22 protein-coding genes are annotated in these 20,973 nt (G+C 65.4%); 8 read left to right on the top strand and 14 right to left on the bottom strand.

Features of this window, described 5'->3' with window-relative positions; translation table 11 throughout:
- Positions 1 to 96: 96 nt before the first annotated feature.
- The 10 genes from CK944_RS08335 to pqqA form a co-directional block, all read right to left on the bottom strand.
- Entirely contained in the window at positions 97 to 1,419 is a 1,323-nt protein-coding gene (locus tag CK944_RS08335) for a hybrid sensor histidine kinase/response regulator (protein ID WP_103172642.1), read from the bottom strand.
- Positions 1,409 to 2,572, bottom strand: a complete 1,164-nt coding sequence (locus CK944_RS08330) for an FIST N-terminal domain-containing protein (protein WP_103172597.1) — start codon at positions 2,570 to 2,572, stop codon at positions 1,409 to 1,411. Before CK944_RS08330 ends, CK944_RS08335 begins: the two co-directional genes overlap by 11 nt.
- Complete coding sequence (locus CK944_RS08325; protein WP_103172596.1) at positions 2,572 to 3,279, bottom strand: response regulator transcription factor; 708 nt, start codon at positions 3,277 to 3,279, stop codon at positions 2,572 to 2,574. Before CK944_RS08325 ends, CK944_RS08330 begins: the two co-directional genes overlap by 1 nt.
- 120 nt (positions 3,280 to 3,399) lie before the next feature.
- Positions 3,400 to 3,960: a cysteine hydrolase family protein gene (locus tag CK944_RS08320; protein WP_103172595.1), complete on the bottom strand. Its 561-nt coding sequence runs from the start codon at positions 3,958 to 3,960 to the stop codon at positions 3,400 to 3,402.
- Between the two features lie 10 nt (positions 3,961 to 3,970).
- On the bottom strand, positions 3,971 to 4,747 hold the full coding sequence (locus CK944_RS08315; RefSeq protein ID WP_103172594.1) for a quinoprotein dehydrogenase-associated SoxYZ-like carrier: 777 nt from the start codon (positions 4,745 to 4,747) through the stop codon (positions 3,971 to 3,973).
- A gap of 2 nt (positions 4,748 to 4,749) precedes the next feature.
- Positions 4,750 to 5,886 (bottom strand): pyrroloquinoline quinone biosynthesis protein PqqE, encoded by a 1,137-nt coding sequence (gene pqqE / locus CK944_RS08310; RefSeq protein ID WP_103172593.1) that lies wholly within the window; start codon positions 5,884 to 5,886, stop codon positions 4,750 to 4,752.
- Positions 5,883 to 6,200: a pyrroloquinoline quinone biosynthesis peptide chaperone PqqD gene (gene pqqD, locus CK944_RS08305; protein ID WP_103172592.1), complete on the bottom strand. Its 318-nt coding sequence runs from the start codon at positions 6,198 to 6,200 to the stop codon at positions 5,883 to 5,885. Before pqqD ends, pqqE begins: the two co-directional genes overlap by 4 nt.
- A complete protein-coding gene (pqqC, locus tag CK944_RS08300; protein WP_103172591.1) occupies positions 6,197 to 6,949 on the bottom strand; it encodes a pyrroloquinoline-quinone synthase PqqC in 753 nt (250 codons plus the stop codon). Before pqqC ends, pqqD begins: the two co-directional genes overlap by 4 nt.
- Positions 6,946 to 7,827, bottom strand: a complete 882-nt coding sequence (pqqB, locus tag CK944_RS08295) for a pyrroloquinoline quinone biosynthesis protein PqqB (protein WP_103172590.1) — start codon at positions 7,825 to 7,827, stop codon at positions 6,946 to 6,948. The genes pqqC and pqqB overlap by 4 nt, the downstream gene beginning before the upstream one ends.
- A 72-nt stretch (positions 7,828 to 7,899) precedes the next feature.
- Positions 7,900 to 7,992: a pyrroloquinoline quinone precursor peptide PqqA gene (gene pqqA, locus CK944_RS08290; RefSeq protein ID WP_076522366.1), complete on the bottom strand. Its 93-nt coding sequence runs from the start codon at positions 7,990 to 7,992 to the stop codon at positions 7,900 to 7,902.
- A gap of 138 nt (positions 7,993 to 8,130) precedes the next feature.
- On the opposite strand from pqqA, the gene CK944_RS08285 reads away from it, so the two are divergent.
- The 8 genes from CK944_RS08285 to adh all read left to right on the top strand — a co-directional run bounded on the left by CK944_RS08285 (position 8,131) and on the right by adh (position 18,190).
- Positions 8,131 to 9,183, top strand: coding sequence for a quinoprotein relay system zinc metallohydrolase 2 (locus tag CK944_RS08285; protein ID WP_103172589.1), 1,053 nt, complete (start codon positions 8,131 to 8,133; stop codon positions 9,181 to 9,183).
- An 84-nt stretch (positions 9,184 to 9,267) separates the two neighbouring features.
- Positions 9,268 to 10,623: an ABC transporter substrate-binding protein gene (locus CK944_RS08280; protein ID WP_103172588.1), complete on the top strand. Its 1,356-nt coding sequence runs from the start codon at positions 9,268 to 9,270 to the stop codon at positions 10,621 to 10,623.
- Positions 10,624 to 10,677: 54 nt separating this feature from the next.
- A complete protein-coding gene (locus CK944_RS08275) occupies positions 10,678 to 11,673 on the top strand; it encodes a carbohydrate ABC transporter permease (protein ID WP_103172587.1) in 996 nt (331 codons plus the stop codon).
- Positions 11,673 to 12,806, top strand: coding sequence for a carbohydrate ABC transporter permease (locus tag CK944_RS08270; protein ID WP_103172586.1), 1,134 nt, complete (start codon positions 11,673 to 11,675; stop codon positions 12,804 to 12,806). Before CK944_RS08275 ends, CK944_RS08270 begins: the two co-directional genes overlap by 1 nt.
- A gap of 3 nt (positions 12,807 to 12,809) precedes the next feature.
- On the top strand, positions 12,810 to 14,345 hold the full coding sequence (locus CK944_RS08265) for an alpha-amylase family glycosyl hydrolase (protein ID WP_103172585.1): 1,536 nt from the start codon (positions 12,810 to 12,812) through the stop codon (positions 14,343 to 14,345).
- Between the two features lie 21 nt (positions 14,346 to 14,366).
- Positions 14,367 to 15,506: an ABC transporter ATP-binding protein gene (locus tag CK944_RS08260; protein ID WP_103172584.1), complete on the top strand. Its 1,140-nt coding sequence runs from the start codon at positions 14,367 to 14,369 to the stop codon at positions 15,504 to 15,506.
- Positions 15,507 to 15,585: 79 nt separating this feature from the next.
- Positions 15,586 to 16,533, top strand: a complete 948-nt coding sequence (locus CK944_RS08255; RefSeq protein WP_103172583.1) for a GAF domain-containing protein — start codon at positions 15,586 to 15,588, stop codon at positions 16,531 to 16,533.
- A 130-nt stretch (positions 16,534 to 16,663) separates the two neighbouring features.
- Entirely contained in the window at positions 16,664 to 18,190 is a 1,527-nt protein-coding gene (gene adh / locus CK944_RS08250) for an aldehyde dehydrogenase (RefSeq protein WP_103172582.1), read from the top strand.
- Positions 18,191 to 18,465: 275 nt separating this feature from the next.
- On the opposite strand, the gene CK944_RS08245 is transcribed toward adh, so the two are convergent.
- The 4 genes from CK944_RS08245 to CK944_RS08230 form a co-directional block, all read right to left on the bottom strand.
- Positions 18,466 to 19,236, bottom strand: a complete 771-nt coding sequence (locus CK944_RS08245) for a DUF1217 domain-containing protein (RefSeq protein WP_103172581.1) — start codon at positions 19,234 to 19,236, stop codon at positions 18,466 to 18,468.
- A gap of 7 nt (positions 19,237 to 19,243) precedes the next feature.
- On the bottom strand, positions 19,244 to 19,648 hold the full coding sequence (flbT, locus tag CK944_RS08240) for a flagellar biosynthesis repressor FlbT (protein WP_103172580.1): 405 nt from the start codon (positions 19,646 to 19,648) through the stop codon (positions 19,244 to 19,246).
- Entirely contained in the window at positions 19,645 to 20,010 is a 366-nt protein-coding gene (gene flaF, locus CK944_RS08235) for a flagellar biosynthesis regulator FlaF (RefSeq protein WP_103172579.1), read from the bottom strand. The genes flbT and flaF overlap by 4 nt, the downstream gene beginning before the upstream one ends.
- A 70-nt stretch (positions 20,011 to 20,080) precedes the next feature.
- On the bottom strand, positions 20,081 to 20,926 hold the full coding sequence (locus tag CK944_RS08230) for a flagellin (RefSeq protein WP_103172578.1): 846 nt from the start codon (positions 20,924 to 20,926) through the stop codon (positions 20,081 to 20,083).
- Positions 20,927 to 20,973 lie beyond the last annotated feature (47 nt).

Genomic DNA, 20,973 nt, shown 5'->3' with positions numbered 1-20,973 from the left:
ATATCCCTCCCACTTCCGGTGTCAGAGTTGCGAAGGCGGGGGCCAAGGACAAGCCCGGCCCCCGATCCCTCGGCCTTTGGTCGCAGATCGTGCCGATCACCCCAGGATCCCGCCCAGCATCTCGGCCAGTTCGGTGGGGCGGACGGGCTTTTCCATCAGATGCACATGCATCGCCGCGCAACTGCGGGCGATCTGGGGATCGCGATGGGCCGTGATCATCACCGCCGGTATGGCCTGGCCCGCCGACTGGCGCAGCGCCGTGATGGCCTGGACGCCGGTATCGCCGTTTTCCAGGTTGTAATCGGCCAGGATCACGTCGGGCGGTTCGTCGCCCATGGCGGCCAGGGCCTCGGCCGTGCCGCCGGTCACGCGGGCCACCATGCCCAGCCGGTCGCGCAGGATCATCTCGTATCCGCGCTGCATGCCGTGGTCGTTTTCCACCACCAAAGCCACGCGGCCGCGCAGGGGCAGGGTGGATCGGGCGGGCTGGTCGGGACCGGGGCGGTCGGCCTGCTGGACCAGTGGCAGGCCCACGCGAAAGACGGTGCCGCGCATCGCCTCGGAATCAAGGCGAATGGGATGGTCCAGCTTGGCGCAGGCACGCCGCACGATGGACAGCCCAAGCCCCATGCCCGGCGTGCGCGCGTCGTTTCCAAGGCGCTGGAATTCGTCGAATATCCGGTTGCGGTCTACCGCCGGGATGCCCACCCCCGTGTCATAGACGCAAAGCCAGCACAAAGGCCCGCGCCGTCGCGCGCCCACCACCACGCCGCCCCGGTGGGTATACTTGATCGCGTTCGACACCAGGTTCTGCGCGATGCGGCGCAGAAAGACAGGGTCGCTTTCCACGACCGCATCGGTCGGCACGAAGGCCAGGCGCAGGGCCTTGGCCTCGGCCAGGGGGGCATATTCGATGGCCAGCTTTCGAAACAACTCGTCCAGCGGCACGGGCTGGCGGTGGAACTCGATCCGCTGGCTGTCCAGGCGGGAAATGTCGAGAACCGCGTGCATCAGCTGTTCCACCGATTCGAAGGCGCCCGACAGACGGTCGGACAGTTCCCGCTGATGTTCGTTCAGGGGCGTATCGGCCAGGGCCGCCAGAAACAGCCGCGCCGCCGACAAGGGTTGCAGCAGGTCGTGGCTGGCCGCCCGCAGGAAGCGGGTCTTGGACCTGTTCGCTTCCTCGGCCGATGCGCGCGCGACCGCCAGCTCGCGGTTGCGCTGCGACAGATCGGCCAGGGCGCGTTCCAGGTCGCGGGTGCGGACCATCACCTCTTGTTCCAGGGCGACGGCGGCCTGGAACATCGACCAGGCGGAGCCGCGCGATTCCTCCAGCCGGTCGATGCGGTCGATCAGCACCTGGTTGATCCGGGCCAGCTTCTCGATCCGGCGTTCCGGCCCGTCGTCGTTACGAAGCATGGGCAGGCGCATCCGTATTGGGCATGAAGGCCAGGCCCACGAAGGTCTGGTTCACATGCATCCCGCTGTGCTGTTCGCCATAGGTATTGAAGCCCGCCACGCGATAGCGGGTCAGCAGTTCGGACATCTGGTCGTGCAGCCCTTCGCGTTCCAGGGCCAGGCGGCGCAGGATGCAGTCGAAGCCCAGCACCATCAGCGGCGGACGGGGCAGGGATGCCAGGGCCTCGGCGAAACCCTGGGTCATGTCCTCGGCCCGGCCCAGGGTCAGGACGGTGCCGGTGTCGATGGCCGACATCAGGGACAGCCCGCCATCGGCGGTCTGGGCGCTGATGGCCCGGACATGGTGGTGGCGGCCCATCCGCAGCAGCAGGGGGTGGCGGGCGAATTCGCTGGGCGTCAGCGCATCGGGGGAAATGCCGGTCAGGCGGGCATATTCCTCGGCGGCGGGTTCGGCGTTCAGTTCCAGGATGCGGCGCTTTTCGGGGATCGCCGCCGTCACCACGACGCGGGTCGCGGTGGGACTGAAATGGGCGAAGGTCACCTCGCTGACGGCAAGGTCGGTTTCGACCAGCAGGAAGACGGCGGCATTGGTGATGACCTGTCCCTGCGCCAGCAGCCAGGTTTGCTTGAAGGACAGCCCGTCGCCCGCCGATCCGCCCAGGGTAGGAACGGATGGCAGGGCCGCGTCGATGGTGGCGACAAGCACGTCTTCCTGACCCGCCAGCCCGTCAACCAGCAACAGCCCGAACAGCGACCGCTGCGGATCGGGCCCGAAACCGGCCTGCAGCCGGCGCAACGCCGCCATCCAGTCCGACACGGGCAGGGCATCCAGGTTCGGCAGGATCAGGGCCGAGGCCCGGAAATGGGCCGCGGGAAAGCCGATCGCCACGATGCTGCCCGAGGCATAGCCCGACGGGCCGATTTCACCGGCGGACGAACATCCCGCGATCAGGCAGCCGTCCGGCAGGCCCGCGCGCAACACCGCGTCAAGCCCGGCCAGTTCGGCGCCATCCGCGCCGAAGACCAGCACCAGGCCCGGATCGGCTCCGCGCAGGCCGTCCAGCAGGATCCGGCCAGGGTCGGCCTTTCCGCGGTCGGCCTGCACGGCCACCGGCCCGATGGCGCCCTCCTTCGCGACCGGGCCGGTATCCATCAGCCCGCCTCGAACAGCCGGACCGTATTGGCAAGCAGCACGGCCTGGGTGCGGCGCCGCGCGTTGATCTTGGACATGATCGCCGTGATGTGGGTCTTCACAGTCGCCTCGGCGATGGACAGGTCATAGCTGATTTCCTTGTTCGCCTTGCCCTGGCAGATCAGCCGCAGGATCTTCATCTGCTGGGGCGTCAGGGTGGCGAAGCGGCGGGCGAGTTCGGCCTTGGCTGCGTCGTCGGCATCGGCCTGGTCGGGGGCATAGCCTTCGGGCGTGACGTATTCGCCTTCCCACATGCGGCGCAGGCTGTCCACCAGGGCCTCGCGCCCCAGGGACTTGCTGATATAGCCCTGCGCCCCCGCCGCCATCGCGGCCGAGATCATGGCGCCGTCCATGTCTGCGGAAATCATCGTGATCGGCACGTCGGGCAATTGCCGGCGCAGGGTCACGATGCCTTCGGCCCCCCGCGCGTCGGGAAGGTTCAGGTCCAGGATCACCGCATCGGGGGCGCCCTGCGCCTTGATCCCGTCAAGGGCCGCGCCCAGGCTGCGGGCGGTGCGGACATTCTTCAGGCCGAAGCTGATCTTCAGCGTCAGCGCAAGCGCGTCGCACATCAACGGATGGTCATCGACGATCAGGATTTCGCGCACCTGATCGGCACTTTGCCGTGGCGTCTGCGGCGATCGCGCCTGCATGGCTGCGGCTGTCATGTGGTTCCCTCCTCGGATGGTCCTGCGGTCTCCCGTCCGCATCCTCCATCCAAGTTTAGGCCACTGCCCCGGCAAAGCAAGCCCGCATCTGCGACAAAGGTCGCGGTCGGCGGCGGATGGTCAGGCCGTGGTCCGGTCCGCGATCCAGTCCCCGGCATCAGTAACGGTCGCATAGCCGAAGGCCAGCCCACTCATCATCGCGGCATGGACCTGGGCGGCGGGAACGGTCGTGCCCTGGAATTCCAAGTCGCGCGTCGCGCAGGCGTCGGCGATCACCGTGGTCTTGTAGCCCAGGTCGGATGCGGCGCGGGTGGCGGCGTCGATGCACATATGGCTCATGGCGCCGACGATCACGACTTCGGTCACGCCATTGTCGTCCAGGATGCGCTTCAGGTCGGTGTCCTTGAAGGCGTTGACGTTGTTCTTGGTCACGACGATCTCGTCGCCCTGGGGCGCGGCGGCGGGGTTGATCTCGGCGCCGGGGCTGCCGGGATGGAAGAAGGGGGCCGAGGCGTCGGCGAATTCGTGGCGGACATGCACGATCAGGTCGCCGCGCTCGCGGGCGGCGTCCAGAACGGCGCGGGCCTTGGCGGCAGCCTGTTCCATACCCTCCAGCGGGAATTTTCCATCGGGGAAATAGTCGTTCTGGATGTCCACGGCGATGGCGGCGCGTCTGGTCATGATGGTTTCCTTATCCGTTGACGGCATCGAAGGTCTGGTCCCAGGTATTGCCGTCCGTATCCTCGACATGGACGCGGATGGGCTGGCCGTCGGACCGATAGGCAAAGCGGAACACCGGATCCTCGCTGATCGAGATGCCGGCCTGCAAGGTGAACAGCACCTCGTCGCCCTGCCGCACCTCCAGCCGGTCGATGAAATGGGCGGGGATGTTGAGCAGCGTCACCTGGTCGCGTTGCAACCCCGAAAAGTTGGGATGCCGGACCATCAGCGTGCCGATGGTGCGGCCGTCCTGCTGATCGCTTTTCCAGCGCATCTGGCCCATGGTCGCCTCGACCTCGGCCATGTTCTTGCCCGCGGGGGCGGAACAGCCGCCCGAAGCCTTGACGAAGCGGCCCGCCATCACCCGGTTGCCGTTGCCGGTATCGGCGATGGCGCGCACGTCGGAATAGCTGTCCACGCGCACCCGGAATTCGAAATCCAGCGGCGCCATGGCGGGACCGAAGGTGTATTCGGCGGCCACCGGCGCGGGATTTTCGTCGATCACCAGCGTGACCGCCTGCACCGGCGGGGCATCCGTGGGCTGGGTCAGGCGGATGGGCACGATCGCGGCCTCGTGGGCGCGCACGGGCGCCTCCAGATCCAGCACCGCCAGATCCAGCGGCACCTCGGCCGACAGGCCCAGGACGGAAGCGCGCAGATCGTCCCAGGTCGATGTGTTCTGCAGGGGATTGTCCTGCGCCGCCACGGGCGTGGCCAGAAGCAGCGCGGCAAGGATGCGGGCCTTCATCGCTAGTCTCCCTTCCTCATGCGGCGATAGATCAGGTCGGCGGTATCCGCCTCGGCATCGGCCTCGGCACGGACCACCACTTCGGCATGGAAGGGCGACAGCGAGCAGACCGGATCGGTCGCCCGCGCATCGCCCGCCAGCGCCATGGCCTGACAGCGGCATCCCCCGAAGTCGATGGTCTTGCGGTCACAGGACTGGCAGGGTTCGGGCATCCAGCCGGTGCCGCGAAAGGCGTTGAAGCTGTCCGAGTTCTGCCAGATGTCGCCCAGGTCGCGGTCGCGGACGTTTTCGAAGCGCATCCAGGTGATCGTCTGCGCGGCATGGCAGGGCAGGACCGTGCCGTCGGGCGCGACATTCAGGCCGGTCGAACCCCAGCCGCCCATGCAGGCCTTGGGGAAGACGGCATGGTGGTCGGCGGGGACATAGTCGATGACCATCCGCCCCCGCAGCCGGATGCGCGCGTCGTTCACCACCTGTCGGGCGAATGCCGCCTGTTCGCGCGTGGGCATCAGGGCCTTGCGGTTCAGGTCCGCCCAGCCGTGGAACTGCACGGTCGCGACCTCGATCCGCCGCGCGCCCAGGGTTTCCGCCAGTTCGATCATGTCGGGCAGGCGTTCCAGGTTCTGGCGGTGGACCACGGCGTTGATGGTCAGGGGAAAGCCGATCTGTTGCACCCATTCGGCGAAGTGCATCTTCTTGTCCCAGGATCCCGGATGGCCGCTGATCCGGTCGGCCATGTCGGGGCGGATGCCCTGCAACGAAAGCTGGACGTGATCCACGCCCGCGCGGTCCAGTTCCTCCAGCCGGTCGCGCGTGATGCCGATCCCCGAGGTGATGAGGTTCACATACAGCCCCGCATCCCGCGCATGGGCCACGATCTGCGCCAGATCGCGCCGCGCGCCGGGTTCCCCGCCCGAAATGTGGACCTGCAAGACGCCCAGATCGGCGGCCTGCCGGAAGACCCGGCCCCAGTCGTCGGCCGTCAGTTCCTGGGCCGCGCGGGTCAGTTCCACGGGGTTGGAACAATAAGGGCAGGCCAGCGGGCAGCGATGCGTCACCTCGGCCAGCATGGCCATCGGCAGGCCGGGGGTGACGGGGTTTCCGTCCAGGTCGCGGGGTTGGTGTTGCTGGTCCTTCATGGCTTCCTCACAAAGACCATGCGGCGTTCGATCAGCCCCGTCAGGAAGTCGCGCACATCGCCCGCGATCTGGTCTTCGGGCGCATTATAGCGCGCGGCAAGGCCGCTGACGATGGCCGCCATGCTGCGGCTGCCGTCCAGTTCCCCCAGGATCGCGTCGCCGATGGCGTCCAGCTGCATCGCCCGTTCGGGGGCCTGCAGCACGCGGATGCCGCGCACCCTGTCATCCTGCAGGCGCACCCCGCGCGGCAGATAGGGCACATCGTCCGGGCCGATCAGGGGCGCAGGGCGGATAGGGGCTGGCTGGGCGTTCATGGGGCCATCCCCTCGCCCGGCCGCCAGGCGCCCGGCGGGATGTTGCCCTCGACATAGCCGTGCCACAGGGCGTCAAGCTGCGCCCAGAGCACGTCGGTCTTGAAGGTCAGCGCCGCCGCCGCCGCGTCCTGCTTTTCCTTGGTGTCGGCGTTGGTCAGAACATAATCCAGGCCGAATTTCACATCCTCGGGCGCTTCGGTCAGGCGTTTCTTGAAATAGGACAGGCTGCTGTCGTCCGCGAAATCGTAATGGGCCAACAAGCCTTCGATCCGCTGCGCGTGGATCTTGGGCGCGAACAGTTCCGTCAGGCTGGCCGCCACCGCGTCCAACAGGGGCATGTCGCGCACAAAGCGGACATAGGCGTCCACCGCAAAGCGCGTCGCGGGCATGATGCCCACACCCGAAGCCACATAGTCCGGGTCCAGCCCCACCGCCTGCGCCAGGGCCAGCCAGCGGCGGATGCCGCCGCCTTCGGTCACGCCGCCGTCGTGATCCTCGATCCGCTTGCGCCAGGCGCGGCGCAGGTCGGGATCCTCGACCCGGCTCATGAAGGCCGCGTCCTTCATGGGAATGCGGGACTGGTACATCCAGCGGTTGATGACCCAGGCGCGCACCTCGTCCGGGGTGCAATGGCCGCCATGCAGGCGTTCGTGGAACGGGTGACGGTCGTGATAGCGTTGGGCGCCGATGGCGCGCAGCCGGGCCTCGAAATCCTCGCGCGATTGCGCCTGTTCCTGTACATCTTTCACAGCGTGATCTCCATTCCGTCGCGGCCAACCTGCCAGCCGCTGGCTTCCGCTTCGCGCGTCTGGGTGCTGGCCGGATCGACCAGCGGGTTGGAATTGTTCATGTGGACGAAGACCCTTCGGCCGACCGGCAGGTCGCGCATCGCGGCCATGGTTTCCACCACGGGCATGTGGCCCATGCGACGGCCGGTCTTCTGGCCCAGGCCCATGCGGATCATCTCGTCATCGTCCCAAAGCGTGCCGTCGAACATCAGCAGATCGGCCCCCGCGATGCGGTCGGCCAGCCAGCCGGGCAGTTCCGCGCAGCCGGGGATATACAGCGTGCGCCGCCCGTTCGCGGACAACTCGACCCCCACCGTCGTCTCGCCGACCAGCCCGGTCTCGACCATGGCGCCTTCCTGATACAGCGGCACCTTGCCGGGCACTGCGAACAGGGTCGCCGTCAGGCCGGGCGCGATCTCGACCCCTTGGTCCAGGGCCACCGGCTGCCGCGCGACCAGATCGGCCCGCAGGGCCGTCAGCATCGGGTTCTGGGCCAGCACCTCGTGGATCGCGGGCGTCGCGAACAGGGTGAAGGGCTGGCTTTCCCGCAGCGTCAGCAGGCCCGCCACATGGTCGATGTCGCCATTCGTCACCAGCACCGAGCGCAGCGGCATGTCGCGCAGTCCCGTCGGATGCAGCGCGGGCATGGCCGCAAGCTGGACCCGGATGTCGGGCGAGGCGTTCAGAACTGCCCAGTGCCGCCCGTCCGCGCTGACCGCGATCGAGCTTTGCGTCATCGCCGGGATGCGCCCGGCCCGTGCGGCATTGCAGTTGTCGCAGCCGCAGTTCCATTGCGGCAGGCCCCCGCCGGCTGCGGCGCCCAGCACTATGATCTTCATGATGTCCCTGACGAAAAGACCCCGCCCGATGGTGTCGGACGGGGCCGTTCATGATGCCTGAAGCGCGACGCCTCAGAACAGGACCGGTTCGTCCTCGGCCGGGGCGTACATGTTGATTTCCATGCCGCAGGCGATTTCTTTCAGGGTAGGTTTCGTCCAAGCCATGCATTTCCTCCAAATCCACGGCCGCCATCACGGCGACTGCGTTCTATGTTAGAGGAGAGACAACGCCTTTCAACACGACTAAGGTCGCAAGGTCACGAAAAGTTGGCCGCTTCGCGTCCATGTTGGGAAGATTCGGCAATGCTTTATGCCATTTTGACCATTTGTCTTGCGGCGGATTCCCGGTCCTGCGGGACGGTGACGCCCGTCGGCCATGCTTTTGCCGCACAGGCAGAATGCGAGGCCGCCGCGCCGCGAATCGCCCGCGACTGGCTGGGCAGCCAATCCGGCTGGACCCTCGACCGCCTGGAATGCGCGCCCTTTGACAGCCTTCCCATTCTGCCGGTCCAGCCCGTTGCGGACGGCGTTCATGTCCATGTCGGCCAGATCGCCCAGTTCGAGGACAGCCCCGACGGCTGGATCGCCAACCTGGGCTTCGTGATCGGGCGGGACAGCATCGCGGTGATCGATGCGGGCGCCTCGCGCCGACAGGGCGAGGCGCTGTTCGCGGCCATCCGCCGGATCAGCGACAAGCCGATCAGCCACCTGATCGTCACGCATATGCATCCCGACCATGCCTTCGGCGCCGAGGTCTTTCGCGAAGCGGGCGCGACGATCGTCGGGCATCAGGGCCTGGCGGATGCCTTGCAGGGGCGGGGGCCGACCTATCTGGACAATCTTGTCCGGCTTTACGGTGCGGGTGCCATGGCGGGCACACGGGTCGTCTTGCCGGATGTCGCGGTCGCGGACAGCCTGGACATCGACCTGGGCGATCGGGTCCTGACGCTGAAAGCCGTGGCCACGGCGCATAGCGACAATGACCTGACCGTGCTGGACCGGGCGACCGGCACCTTCTTTGCGGGCGATCTTGTGTTTCGCGGGCTGACGCCCATCGTGGACGGGTCGCTGCCGGGCTGGCTGGACTGGATGGCGGCGCCGCAGGCCGGCGGCCCGGTGGTGCCCGGCCACGGCCCCGTCGCCGCAAGCTGGCCGGACGCCGTCACCGCCCAGCAGGATTTCCTGACGACCCTGGCCCAGGCAACCCGCCAGACAATCCGCGACGGCCTGCCGATGTCCCAGGCGGTCCCCGCCATCGTCGAGGCCTTGCAACCCTTTGCCGCGGAATGGGCTTCCTTTCCGGACTCGGCGGCACGCGATGCCACCGCAGCCTTCAAGGAACTGGAATGGGAGTAAGGATTTGACAGATTGCGCCTTGTCAGGCGACCATTGCAATCAAGGCTCGCACGCAGGTTGCGGGCAAGGGGGAGGGGGGAATACGTGAAGGCAGTTTTCCACACGACCGTGGCCTTGGCCGCGTTGCTTGCGGGGTCCGCAGAGGCCCAGCTTGTGATCGAGAAGGGCAGCGACGACCGCATCAACTGGCAAAGCCTGGAGGATTTCGGCGCGGCCCATTCTGACATCGAGGGGCAGAGCGTGACGATCCTGGGCCCATGGCTGGGACCGGACCAGGAATTGTTCACCTCGATCACCGCCTATTTCGAGGATGTGACGGGCGCCACGGTCAATTACTCCGGCTCGACCAGCTTCGAACAGCAGATCGTCATCGACAGCGAGGCCGGATCGCCCCCCGACATCGCGGTGCTGCCGCAACCGGGGCTTGCGGCCGACCTGGCCGCCAAGGGTCATCTGCGCGACCTGGGCGAGGAAACCGCGCAATGGGTGCGCGACAACTATGCGGCGGGCGAAAGCTGGGTCGCGCTCAGCACCTATGCGGGCCAGGACGGGGCGGAAAGGATGTTCGCCTTTCCCTACAAGGCCGACGTGAAGTCGCTGGTCTGGTATGTCCCGGAAAACTTCGAGGATGCGGAATACGAGATCCCCGAAACCTATGAGGATCTGAAGGCCCTGACCGAACAGATCGCCGCCGACGGGGAAACCCCCTGGTGCATCGGCCTGGCATCGGGGGGGGCGACCGGCTGGCCCGCGACCGACTGGGTCGAGGATCTGATGCTGCGCCTGAACAGCCCCGAGGATTACGACGCCTGGACCACCAACGCCTTGCCCTTCAACGATCCCAAGGTCGTCGCCGCCATCGAGGATTTCGGCTGGTTCGCCAAGAACGACGATTTCGTGGCGGGCGGCACGGCCTCGGTCGCGTCCAATGATTTCCGCGAAAGCCCCGCCGGTTTGTTCGAAAGCCCTCCGGGCTGCTACATGCACCGGCAGGCCAGCTTCATCCCCTCGTTCTTCCCCGAAGGCACGGTCGAGGGCGAGGACTATGATTTTTTCTATTTCCCCGCGCCCGCTGACGGCAGCGTCGGCCAGCCGGTGCTGGGCGGCGGCACGCTGTTCGGGGTGTTCACCGACAATCCGGTCGCCATGGCCTTTGTCGAGTTCCTGAAGACGCCCGCCGCGCATGAATTGTGGATGGCGCAGTCGGGCTTCACCACGCCCCATACCGGCGTGAACATCGATGCCTATGCCAGCGAGACCCAGCGCAAGATGGGCCAGATCCTGCTGGATGCGACCACCTTCCGCTTTGACGGGTCGGACCTGATGCCGGGCGCGGTCGGTGCCGGTGTCTTCTGGACGGCGATGGTTGATTTCGTGGGCGGCGCGTCCGCGCAGGACGTCGCGGACCGCATCCAGCAGACCTGGGCCACGCTGAAGTAAGCCCGTGGCGCGGCGGGCCAGCCGCCGCGCTTGTCCTGATTTCGGGGTTCAAGAATGGAACTGTTCTGGCTGGCCGTCATCACGATCGCCATCGGCGTCTTCGGCTGCGTGGCGTGGTTCTGGGGATCCAACCTGATCCTCGACCGCATCTATCCCCCGCGCGGTCCCAATGCGGGCGACAATATCCGCAAGGCCAACCAGATCCGGCCCTGGCTGTTCCTGGGGCCTGCGATCCTGTTCCTGGGGATCTATCTGGTCTATCCGATCTTCGACAGCCTGTGGCGGTCCATGCACAATGCGCGGGGAAGCGAGTTCGTGGGCCTGTCGAACTATGCCTGGCACATGGGCGACGGCAAGTTCCGCGAATCCATGCGCAACAACCTGCTGTGGCTGCTGGTGGTGCCGGCGCTGTCCACGCTGTTCGGGCTGATCGCGGCGCAGCTGACCGACCGGCTGAAATGGGGCAATATCGGCAAGTCGCTGATCTTCATGCCCATGGCGATCAGCTTCGTGGGCGCGGGCGTGATCTGGAAGTTCATCTATGAATACCGCGCGCCCGGCGAAACCCAGATCGGGCTGCTGAACGCCATCGTCCAGGCGCTTGGCGGCGATCCGCAACTGTGGCTGACGCTGATCCCCTGGAACAACCTGTTCCTGATGATCGTGCTGGTCTGGATCCAGACGGGGTTCGCCATGGTGATCCTGTCCGCCGCCCTGCGCGGCATCCCCGAGGAAACCATCGAGGCCGCGATCCTGGACGGCGCATCCCCCTGGCAGGTGTTCTTCAAGATCAAGGTGCCGCAGATCATGGGCACCATCGCGGTGGTCTGGACCACCATCACCATCGTGGTCCTGAAGGTCTTCGACATCGTCTTCGTGATGACCAACGGGCAATGGGGCACGCAGGTGCTGGCGAACCTGATGTATGACTGGATGTTCCGCGGCACGCCCGATTACGGGCGCGGATCGGCCATCGCCATCATCCTGATGCTGCTGGTGACCCCCATCATGATCTGGAACATCGTCAACGCGCGTCGAGAGGTTCGCTGATGGAAGGCATGGCCGGACAGAAATCCTCGCTGGTCTGGGCGGTCAACATCGCCGCCTTCCTGCTGGTGCTGCTGTGGACGATCCCGACGCTGGGGCTTCTGGTGTCGTCCTTCCGCGACCGCGACCAGATCCTGACCTCGGGCTGGTGGCAGTCCTTTTCCCCGCAAGAGGCCACGGGCTTCGTGCGCACCGGCACCGGCGACGACGCGGTCCAAGAGGACGGCCAGTATGTCATCGAGGGCACCGTGCTGGAGGAAGGCCAGAACCTGATCGGCTGGGGCATCCGCGCCCGCGAACCGGCCGCCTTCCAGCCCGGCGAGACGACCGAGATCGAGGACGGCTGGCAACTGACCGTGGCCGAGGACGGCAGCTATCGCCTGACCTCGGACACGCCCTTCGAGATGCGGAGGGGAGAGCGGATCTTCGTCACGACCGGCGCGCCCGCCCGGTTGACGACCGAAAACTATGACCGCGTGCTGACCGCCGAAGGCTTGGGCCGCGCCTTCATGAACACCATGACCGTGACCATCCCCGCGACCGTGATCCCCATCCTGATCGCGGCCTTCGCGGCCTATGCCCTGGCCTGGATGGAGTTTCCGGGCCGCGCCCTGCTGACCGCCGCCGTGGTGGGCCTCTTGGTCGTGCCCTTGCAGGTGGCGCTGATCCCGCTGTTGCGGCTGCACAACGAACTAGGCATCGGCAAGGGATACCTGGGGATCTGGCTGGCCCATACCGGCTTCGGCCTGCCCTTGGCGATATACCTGCTGCGCAACTACATGGTCGGCTTGCCGCGAGAGGTGATCGAAAGCGCCCGCGTGGACGGCGCGACCGAGTTCCAGATCTTTCGCAAGATCATCCTGCCGCTGTCCTTCCCGGCCCTGGCCAGCTTCGCCATCTTCCAGTTCCTGTGGGTCTGGAACGACCTGCTTGTCGCCACCGTGTTCCTTGGCAATACACGCGAACAACTGGTCATGACCGGCGTGCTGCGCGAACTGATGGGGTCCAAGGGCGGGGAATGGGAAATCCTTGCCACCTCGGCCTTCATTTCCATCGCGGTGCCGCTGATCGTGTTCTTCGCGATGCAGAAATATCTGGTCCGCGGCCTTCTGGCCGGGTCCGTGAAAGGTGGATGAGACTTGACGGACGTGAAAATCGACTGGTGGAAGGGTGGGGTCATCTATCAGATCTATCCGCGCAGTTTCCAGGACACGACGGGCGACGGCATCGGCGACCTGCCGGGCATCACGCAGCGCCTGCCCTATGTCGCGTCGCTGGGCGTGGATGCAGTCTGGATCTCGCCCTTCTTCACGTCGCCGATGAAGGATTTCGGCTATGACGTGTCCGATTACCGCGGCATCGACCCCCTGTTCGGCGACCTAGAGGATTTCGACGCCCTGATCGCCCGCGCCCATGAACTGGGCCTGAAGGTGATGATCGACCTGGTGATGTCGCATTCCTCGGACCAGCATCCCTGGTTCGTCGAAAGCCGCGCCAGCCGCGACAACCCCAAGGCCGACTGGTATGTCTGGGCCGATCCGAAACCGGACGGCACGCCGCCCAACAACTGGCTGTCGATCTTCGGCGGTCCCGCCTGGCAGTGGGAGGCCCGGCGCGAACAGTATTACCTGCACAACTTCCTGGCCTCGCAGCCCGACCTCAACTTCCACAACCCGGCCGTTCAGGACGAACTGCTGGAGATGGCGCGGTTCTGGCTGGACCGGGGCGTGGACGGCTTCCGCCTGGACACGGTCAACTTCTATTTCCACGATGCGCAGTTGCGCGACAACCCGCCCCTGCCCAGGGAATTGCGCAAGGCGGACACGGCACCGGCGGTCAACCCCTACAACCACCAAAGCCACAGATACGACAAGTCGCAGCCCGAGAACATCGCCTTCCTCGAACGCTTCGCGGCGCTGTTGCGCCAATATGGCGCGGCCGTCATCGGCGAGATCGGCGACAGCGAACGATCGCTGGAACTGCTCGAGGAATATACGGGTGTCGCGGGCCGGATGCAGATGTCCTATGTCTTCGACTTCCTGTCCGGCAACGACCTGGCCGCGACCCGCATCAGCGAGGTCTTCGACAGCCTGCACGCGGTGGCGCCGAATTCCTGGCCCTGCTGGGCGATGTCGAACCATGATGTCGTGCGCCATATCAGCCGCTGGAACCTGACCGACCAGGCCGCCAAGGCCTATGCGACGGTGCTTTTGTGCCTGAAGGGGTCGGTCTGCCTGTATCAGGGCGAGGAACTGGGCCTGCCCGAGGCCGACATCTCCTATGAGGATCTGCAGGACCCTTACGGCAAGGAGTTCTGGCCCGAATTCAAGGGCCGCGACGGCTGCCGGACGCCGATGGTCTGGGACATGGGCGTGAACGGCGGCTTTTCGACAGCCAGGCCCTGGCTGCCCGTGCCGCATGCCCATCTGCAACGCACCGTCGTGGGCCAGGAAGCCGACGCCCAGTCGATGCTGCACCATTACCGCTGGGCCATCGGGTTGCGGCGCAAGCATTCGGCCCTGCGGGGCGGCGACATGACCGACATTCATGCCGAAGGGCCGGTCCTGACCTTCAACCGCGCCGATAGCCGGCAGTCGCTGCAGATCCGGGCGAACCTGTCGGCCGAGGAGGCGGGCGGCCTGCGGCCATGGCAGGTCCAGATCATCGAGGGATAGGGTTCAACAGGGGGGACGCCGATGGCCGATCTGAAACTGACCGATGTCGCCAAGTCCTATGGCGAGGTGAATGTGCTTCGGGACATCAACCTGGATATCCGGTCGGGCGAGTTCATCGTCTTCGTCGGCCCTTCGGGCTGTGGCAAATCCACGCTGCTGCGGATGATCGCGGGGCTGGAACGGATCAGCGGCGGCACGCTGGAAATCGACGGGCAGGTGATGAACGACATCCCGCCCAGCCAGCGGGGCATCGCGATGGTGTTCCAGTCATACGCGCTTTATCCGCATATGACGGTGCGCGACAACATGGCCTTCGCGCTGAAGATCGCCGGCAAGTCCAAGGCCGAGGTTCAGGAGGCCACCGACCGCGCGGGACGGATGCTGCAACTGACCCCCTATCTGGACCGGCTTCCCAAGGCCCTGTCGGGCGGGCAGCGGCAGCGAGTCGCCATTGGCCGGGCCATCGTGCGCGACCCCAAGGTCTATCTGTTCGACGAACCCCTGTCGAACCTGGACGCCGCGCTGCGCGTGGCGACCCGGATCGAGATCGCGCAACTGAAGGCCGCCATGCCCGACCGCACGATGATCTATGTGACCCATGACCAGACCGAGGCGATGACCCTGGCCGACCGCATCGTCGTGCTGGCGGGCGGCGGCATCGCCCAGGTCGGCGCGCCGCTGGAGCTTTACGAACGCCCGGTCAACGAATTCGTGGCCCAGTTCATCGGCAGCCCCGCCATGAACCTGCTGCCCGGCCGCGTCACCGCCACCGGCCCGATGACCACCGTCCAGCTTGACGGCGGCGGCGTGGCGCAGGCCGCCATTCCCACCCGCCCGGGCGACGAGGGGATGCGCGTCAACCTGGGCGTCCGCCCCGAGGATATGCGCGAAACCGAAGGGCAGGCGATCTTCGAAGGCACCGTCGATCTGACCGAGGCCCTGGGCGAAGTGACCCTTCTCTATTTCGGCACGCGCGGCGAAGGCGTGCCGGTCATCGCCAAGCTGCCGGGCATCCATCCGGGCCTGAACGGCCGCAGCGTGCGGCTGACCGCCGACCCGGCGGCGCTGCACCTGTTCCATGACGGGCAGTCGCTTCTGTATCGCGCGGGGGTCGATCTGCCCCCCTATCAGCCCCGCGTCTCGGCGCCCGTCCCCGCCTGAGGCAATTAGCCCTTGGTCGAATTGCCAGACTGCGTGTTATAGTGTCCGCTACCGACGACGGAGGAGGAGCCGGCCCGGTATGCGTCACGCGGACTATGTCGCAAGTCAGTCGCAGTCGAATTCCGCAACCTCGGCCCTTGCGGCGTCGTGGCGGCGGTCGCTTCTGAAGCACGGGCTGGATCCCTCCGACATCCGGCGCCCGGAACGTCTGACTCTGGAAGAACTGTCCCGCCGCCGCCAGGCCATGGACCAGTTCCTGCGCCTGGCCAGCCCGCAACTGGACCAGTTGTTCAACCTGGTGGGCCTGTCCGGCTGCAACGTGCTGCTGACCGATGCCGAGGGCGTGGTGATGGACCAGCGGGTCGGCGGGGCGGATGCCGAACAGTTCCGCGACTGGGGCCTGTGGCAGGGCACGGTCTGGTCCGAGGCGGCCCAGGGCACCAACGGCATCGGCACCTGCCTGGCCGAGGGACGGCAGGTCACGATCCATCGCAACGAACATTTCCATACCCGCAACACGGCCATGTCCTGCATGGACGCGCCGATCTGGGGGCCGGACGGGCGGCTGCTGGCGGCCCTGGATGTCAGTTCCGCCCGTGCCGACCAGACAGAGCGATACAACCGCCTGATTTCCGCCCAGGTCGCCCAGACCGCCCGTGCAATCGAGGCGGTCTTCTTCCGCGCCAGCTTTCCCGACGCCCGCATCGTCGTGGCATCCGACGACAATGCCGATGCGGCGGTCCTGCTGGCGGTGGACAGGAACGACCTGGCCATCGGTGCGACCCGCGCCGCCCGCCGCGCCCTGGGCCTGGAACGCGAAGGCGCGATCCGCCCGCGCCCCGCCGCCGACCTTCTGGGCCGCGACGACGACCTGAAGGGGTTCGACAAGGCCGAACGGGCCGCCGTGGCCCGGGCGCTTGCGCGTGCCGATGGCAATGTATCGGCTGCGGCCCGTGCCTTGGGGATCGGGCGGGCCACGATGTATCGCCGGATGGCGCGCCTGGGTTTGGCTGAAAAAACCGGCTGACTGTCTCACCCATGAGACAGCTTCCGCATTGTCGCAGGGGATAGCCGCTTGCAACGAATCGTCCCTGCGCCAAGCTGTCACCCATACCCGGAGAGGGAGAGACTCCGGGCAATATCCAGAGGAGGAAGAAATGCCGAACGACCAGACGCATGAATTTCGTGGCGTGGGCGTGATGCCCTTTGCCAAGCGCTACGACAACTTCATCGGCGGTCAGTGGACCGCGCCGAAATCGGGCAGGTACTTCACCAACACCACCCCCATCACCGGCGCCGAAATCGGCGAGATTGCCCGGTCGGGCGCCGAGGACATCGAGGCGGCACTTGATGCGGCCCATGCCGCCAAGGACAAGTGGGGCCAGACCTCGGCCGCCGAACGGTCGCTGGTGCTGCTGCGCATTGCCGACCGGATGGAACAGAACCTGGAGCTGCTGGCGACGGCCGAGACCTGGGACAACGGCAAGCCCATCCGCGAGACGATGGCCGCCGACCTGCCGCTGGGCATCGACCATTTCCGTTACTTCGCGGGCGTCCTGCGCGCGCAGGAAGGCGGGATTTCGGAAATCGACCACGACACCATCGCCTATCACTTCCACGAGCCGCTGGGCGTCGTGGGCCAGATCATCCCCTGGAACTTCCCGCTGCTGATGGCGGTGTGGAAGCTGGCACCGGCGCTTGCCGCCGGGAACTGCGTGGTGCTGAAGCCCGCCGAACAGACGCCCGCCAGCATCATGGTCTTCGTGGACCTGATCGCCGACCTGCTGCCGCCGGGCGTGCTGAACGTCGTCAACGGCTTCGGTCTGGAAGCCGGCAAGCCGCTGGCCTCGAACCCGCGCATCGCCAAGATCGCCTTCACCGGGGAAACCACCACCGGGCGGCTGATCATGCAATACGCGTCCGAAAACCTGATCCCCGTCACGCTGGAACTGGGCGGCAAGTCCCCCAACATCTTCTTCGAGGATGTGGTGCGCGAGGACGACGACTTCTTCGACAAGGCGCTGGAAGGCTTCGCGATGTTTGCGCTGAACCAGGGCGAGGTCTGCACCTGCCCGTCGCGCGTTCTGATCCAGGAATCGATCTATGACCGCTTCATGGAACGGGCGCTGAAGCGCGTCGAAGCGATCAAGCTGGGCGACCCGCGCGACAGCGCCACGATGGTCGGTGCCCAGGCATCGTCCGAGCAGAAGGAGAAGATCCTCTCCTACTTCGACATCGGCCGGAAGGAAGGGGCCGAGGTGCTGATCGGCGGCGAGGCGGCCGATCATGGCGGGGAACTGTCGAACGGCTATTACATCAAGCCGACCGTGTTCCGCGGCAACAACAAGATGCGCATCTTCCAGGAGGAAATCTTTGGCCCGGTCGTGTCGGTGACCACCTTCAAGGACCAAGACGAGGCGCTGTCGATCGCCAATGACACGCTGTACGGCCTGGGCGCGGGTGTCTGGTCGCGCGAGGCCAATACCTGCTATCGCTTCGGCCGCGCGATCAAGGCGGGCCGGGTCTGGACCAACTGCTATCACGCCTATCCGGCCCATGCGGCCTTTGGCGGCTACAAGCAGTCGGGCATCGGGCGCGAGAACCACAAGATGATGCTGGATCATTACCAGCAGACCAAGAACATGCTGGTCAGCTACAGCCCGAAGAAGTTGGGCTTCTTCTGATCGCATGAGGTGAAGCGGGCCATGCGGCCCGCTTCACGTCCAACGCTGTGGCACGCGGTCAGCATGTCGGCTTGCAGGCTCTGCGCCCACTGTGGCGACTTCTTCTCGATTGCACGGGTTTCAATTCATGCCGCCAATGCTCGAAGAACCTGAAACACTGGGTCGGGAACAATCACGTATTTTCTGATCGGAGCGGCACAGAAGCAATCTTGGAGGCGCAGGTAAGGCATCCCGGCTGCGCATCCTCGCTTGCCTCTCCCTTAACCTTCAGACGATCATCGCTGCGACAACAGGCTGAGGGCGGCGCTGTAACGGGTGCTGGTCGTGTTGGTCTGAATCTGTGACAAGGCAAGATAGCGTGTAACCAGCTTGTCGATCTTTTCGCTTGTGCCGATTTCGGAAAAGCTGCTGCTGCCAAGCACACGTTCCGACGCGGAGACGAACATTTCCAGTTGCCGGTCGATCGGCAGGTTGGCGATTGAATTGTTCATCCCCAAGGCGCCCTCGAAAACCGTTCGAAGCGCCTTGTTGCCCAAGACCTCGTACCACATCGTCTTGTCGCTGGAGGTGCGGGTCGCAAATGCCTTCATTTCATTGCGCGCATTCAGGGCCAGCCGATAGCTTTCGTTTCCTTCGCCCACACGCTTTTCGAATTGCCGTTGGACATAGGCATCCGTGATCGCCTGGCCGGTCGAGGCTGCGTTGCCGATATTCTTGAATGCCTCGGCAAATTTCAGGTAACGCTTGTCGCCCAGCCTGTTTGCCAGAGAGGCGCGGTCACCCAGATCCGAATCCAGAACCTTGCGGATGAAGGCCTTGTTGGCAATGTCCGTGTCCAGGCCGAAGGCGCCAAGCGCCACCTGCAACATCTTGTAATCGCCCACCAGGGCATCTGTCGTCGTCTTGGTGGACAGATTGTCCCTGAAATAGGCCGCCGCGCGCTGGACCACGGGATCCTTGGCCGTTGCCTCGACCTGTCGGGCTTCCATCCTTTGCAAGACCCGCCACCCTGCCAGGCCGCCCAATCCCACGGTGATTGCAGTCATGGCGCCCTCACTGACGGCGAAGCTGGATAAGGCGGTCTTCCTCGGGCAACAGATCGCGCAACCGGCGCAAGGCTGGATAGATGGCGCCGGCTTCGATATTGGCCCGCGCCTCGTGAAGGATGGTCTGGCTGCTGGCATCTTCGAAAACCACGGCAAGCTGCGTAACTGCCAGAAGCAGTTGGCGCTTGCCTTCGGCAAGTTCGGCATCGCCTGACAGGATCAGTTGGGCAATGTAGCATGCCCGGCCGACAGGGGTGTTGGCGCGGTCAGGATGAATGGCGTCCTTCAGCCGCAGGACATGCGCATTCGGCGTGCGGATCGCGATCTTGGACCTGCGGTCACCGTTCTCGATGACGGCGCCGTTGATCAGCACCCGTTCGTTGGGGGCCAGTTTCAGGACAAGGCCGCTCATGCCACGGCCTCCTGGCGCAGGCCGCGCATCATGGCCATGTTGATGTCGATCAGCGGGGCAAGGCTGACTTTTCCGGCCAAGGCTTGGTGACCGTGGCGCAATGAAAATCCGGCCAGCGACAGCAGTCCTGCCCGCACCTCGTCCGGAAGGGCATTGCCGGGATCGGCCAAGTCGCTTGCCAATATGGTCCAGAGTTGATTGTTCTTGTCCACGGCCGCGATCATGTCTGGACCGTGTCCACGCTCGGTCGCTTGACGCAACATCCGCGTCACGCGAGAGAAGATATCGTATTCGGCATCGCGCGCGGTGCGAACGACGCTGTTGCCATAGCCAGTGCTGGAAAAAGACGAGACCGCGTTCAAGGTTGATCATCCTGATCAGAAGGGTCAGCGATAACGGGGCGCCACAAGGCGCCCCAACGAATATCCTGGATCAGCGGAACAGCGATAGGACCGCAGAAGGTGCCTGGTTCGCAATCGACAGTGCCTGGATGCCCAACTGCTGTTGGGTCTGCAAGGCTTGCAGGCGTGCCGACGCCTCCTCCATGTCGGCATCCACCAGCGAGCCAATGCCGACTTTCAGCGAATCGGCCAGCTTGCCCACGAATTCGGACTGGTCCGAGATCCGCTTGCCTGCGGAGCCGAGGTCGGCAGCCCCTTGAACGGCAATATCGATCAGCTCTTCGATCTCGCCAATGGCGGTCAGGGCCGAGGCGCGGTCGGTGATGGACGTGATGGTCGCGCCTTCGATGTCGGCTTCAAAATCGACGCCCGCCACTTCGATGTCGCCGGCGGTCGTGGCAACCGTGCCGTTCACGCGATCAAGCGATCCAAGGGCGGTGAATGCTGTACCACCGGCGCCGTTCACATCGGTCGCCAGCAGGTTGATACCGTTGAGCTGCGATGCGCCGATGATTGAGGTGATCTGTTCCATCTTGAAGTCGATGTCGGTCTGGATCTTGCCGAAGTCAGCCGAGTCGTTCGATGCGCCGATGGCCAGGTTCTTCATTTCCTGCAAGAGGGTGGCGATCTGTTCAGCCCCTTCACGAGCGGTTCCGACGACAGCGCCGGCTACGTTCAGGTTCGATTGGATGGCCTTGAAGGCCGACTGGTCGGTTTCCATGACCTTGGAAATGGCCCAGACTGCCGCGTTGTCCTTGGCGGTGTTGACCGTCTTGCCGGTCGCGATTTCCGTCTGCGCCTTGTTCAGGTTGGAATTCACGTTCTTCAGGGTCTGCAGGGCAACGATGGCGCCGTTGTTGGTCAGAATACTGGACATCTTATCCTCGGATATAATGGATGCTTTGCATCCGTGATTGTGACGAC

The organism is Paracoccus sp. SY (assembly GCF_002901215.1).
Taxonomy (GTDB): domain Bacteria; phylum Pseudomonadota; class Alphaproteobacteria; order Rhodobacterales; family Rhodobacteraceae; genus Paracoccus; species Paracoccus acridae.
The sequence above is the reverse complement of the archived record's forward strand: the minus strand, read 5'-3'. Positions and strand labels throughout refer to the sequence as shown.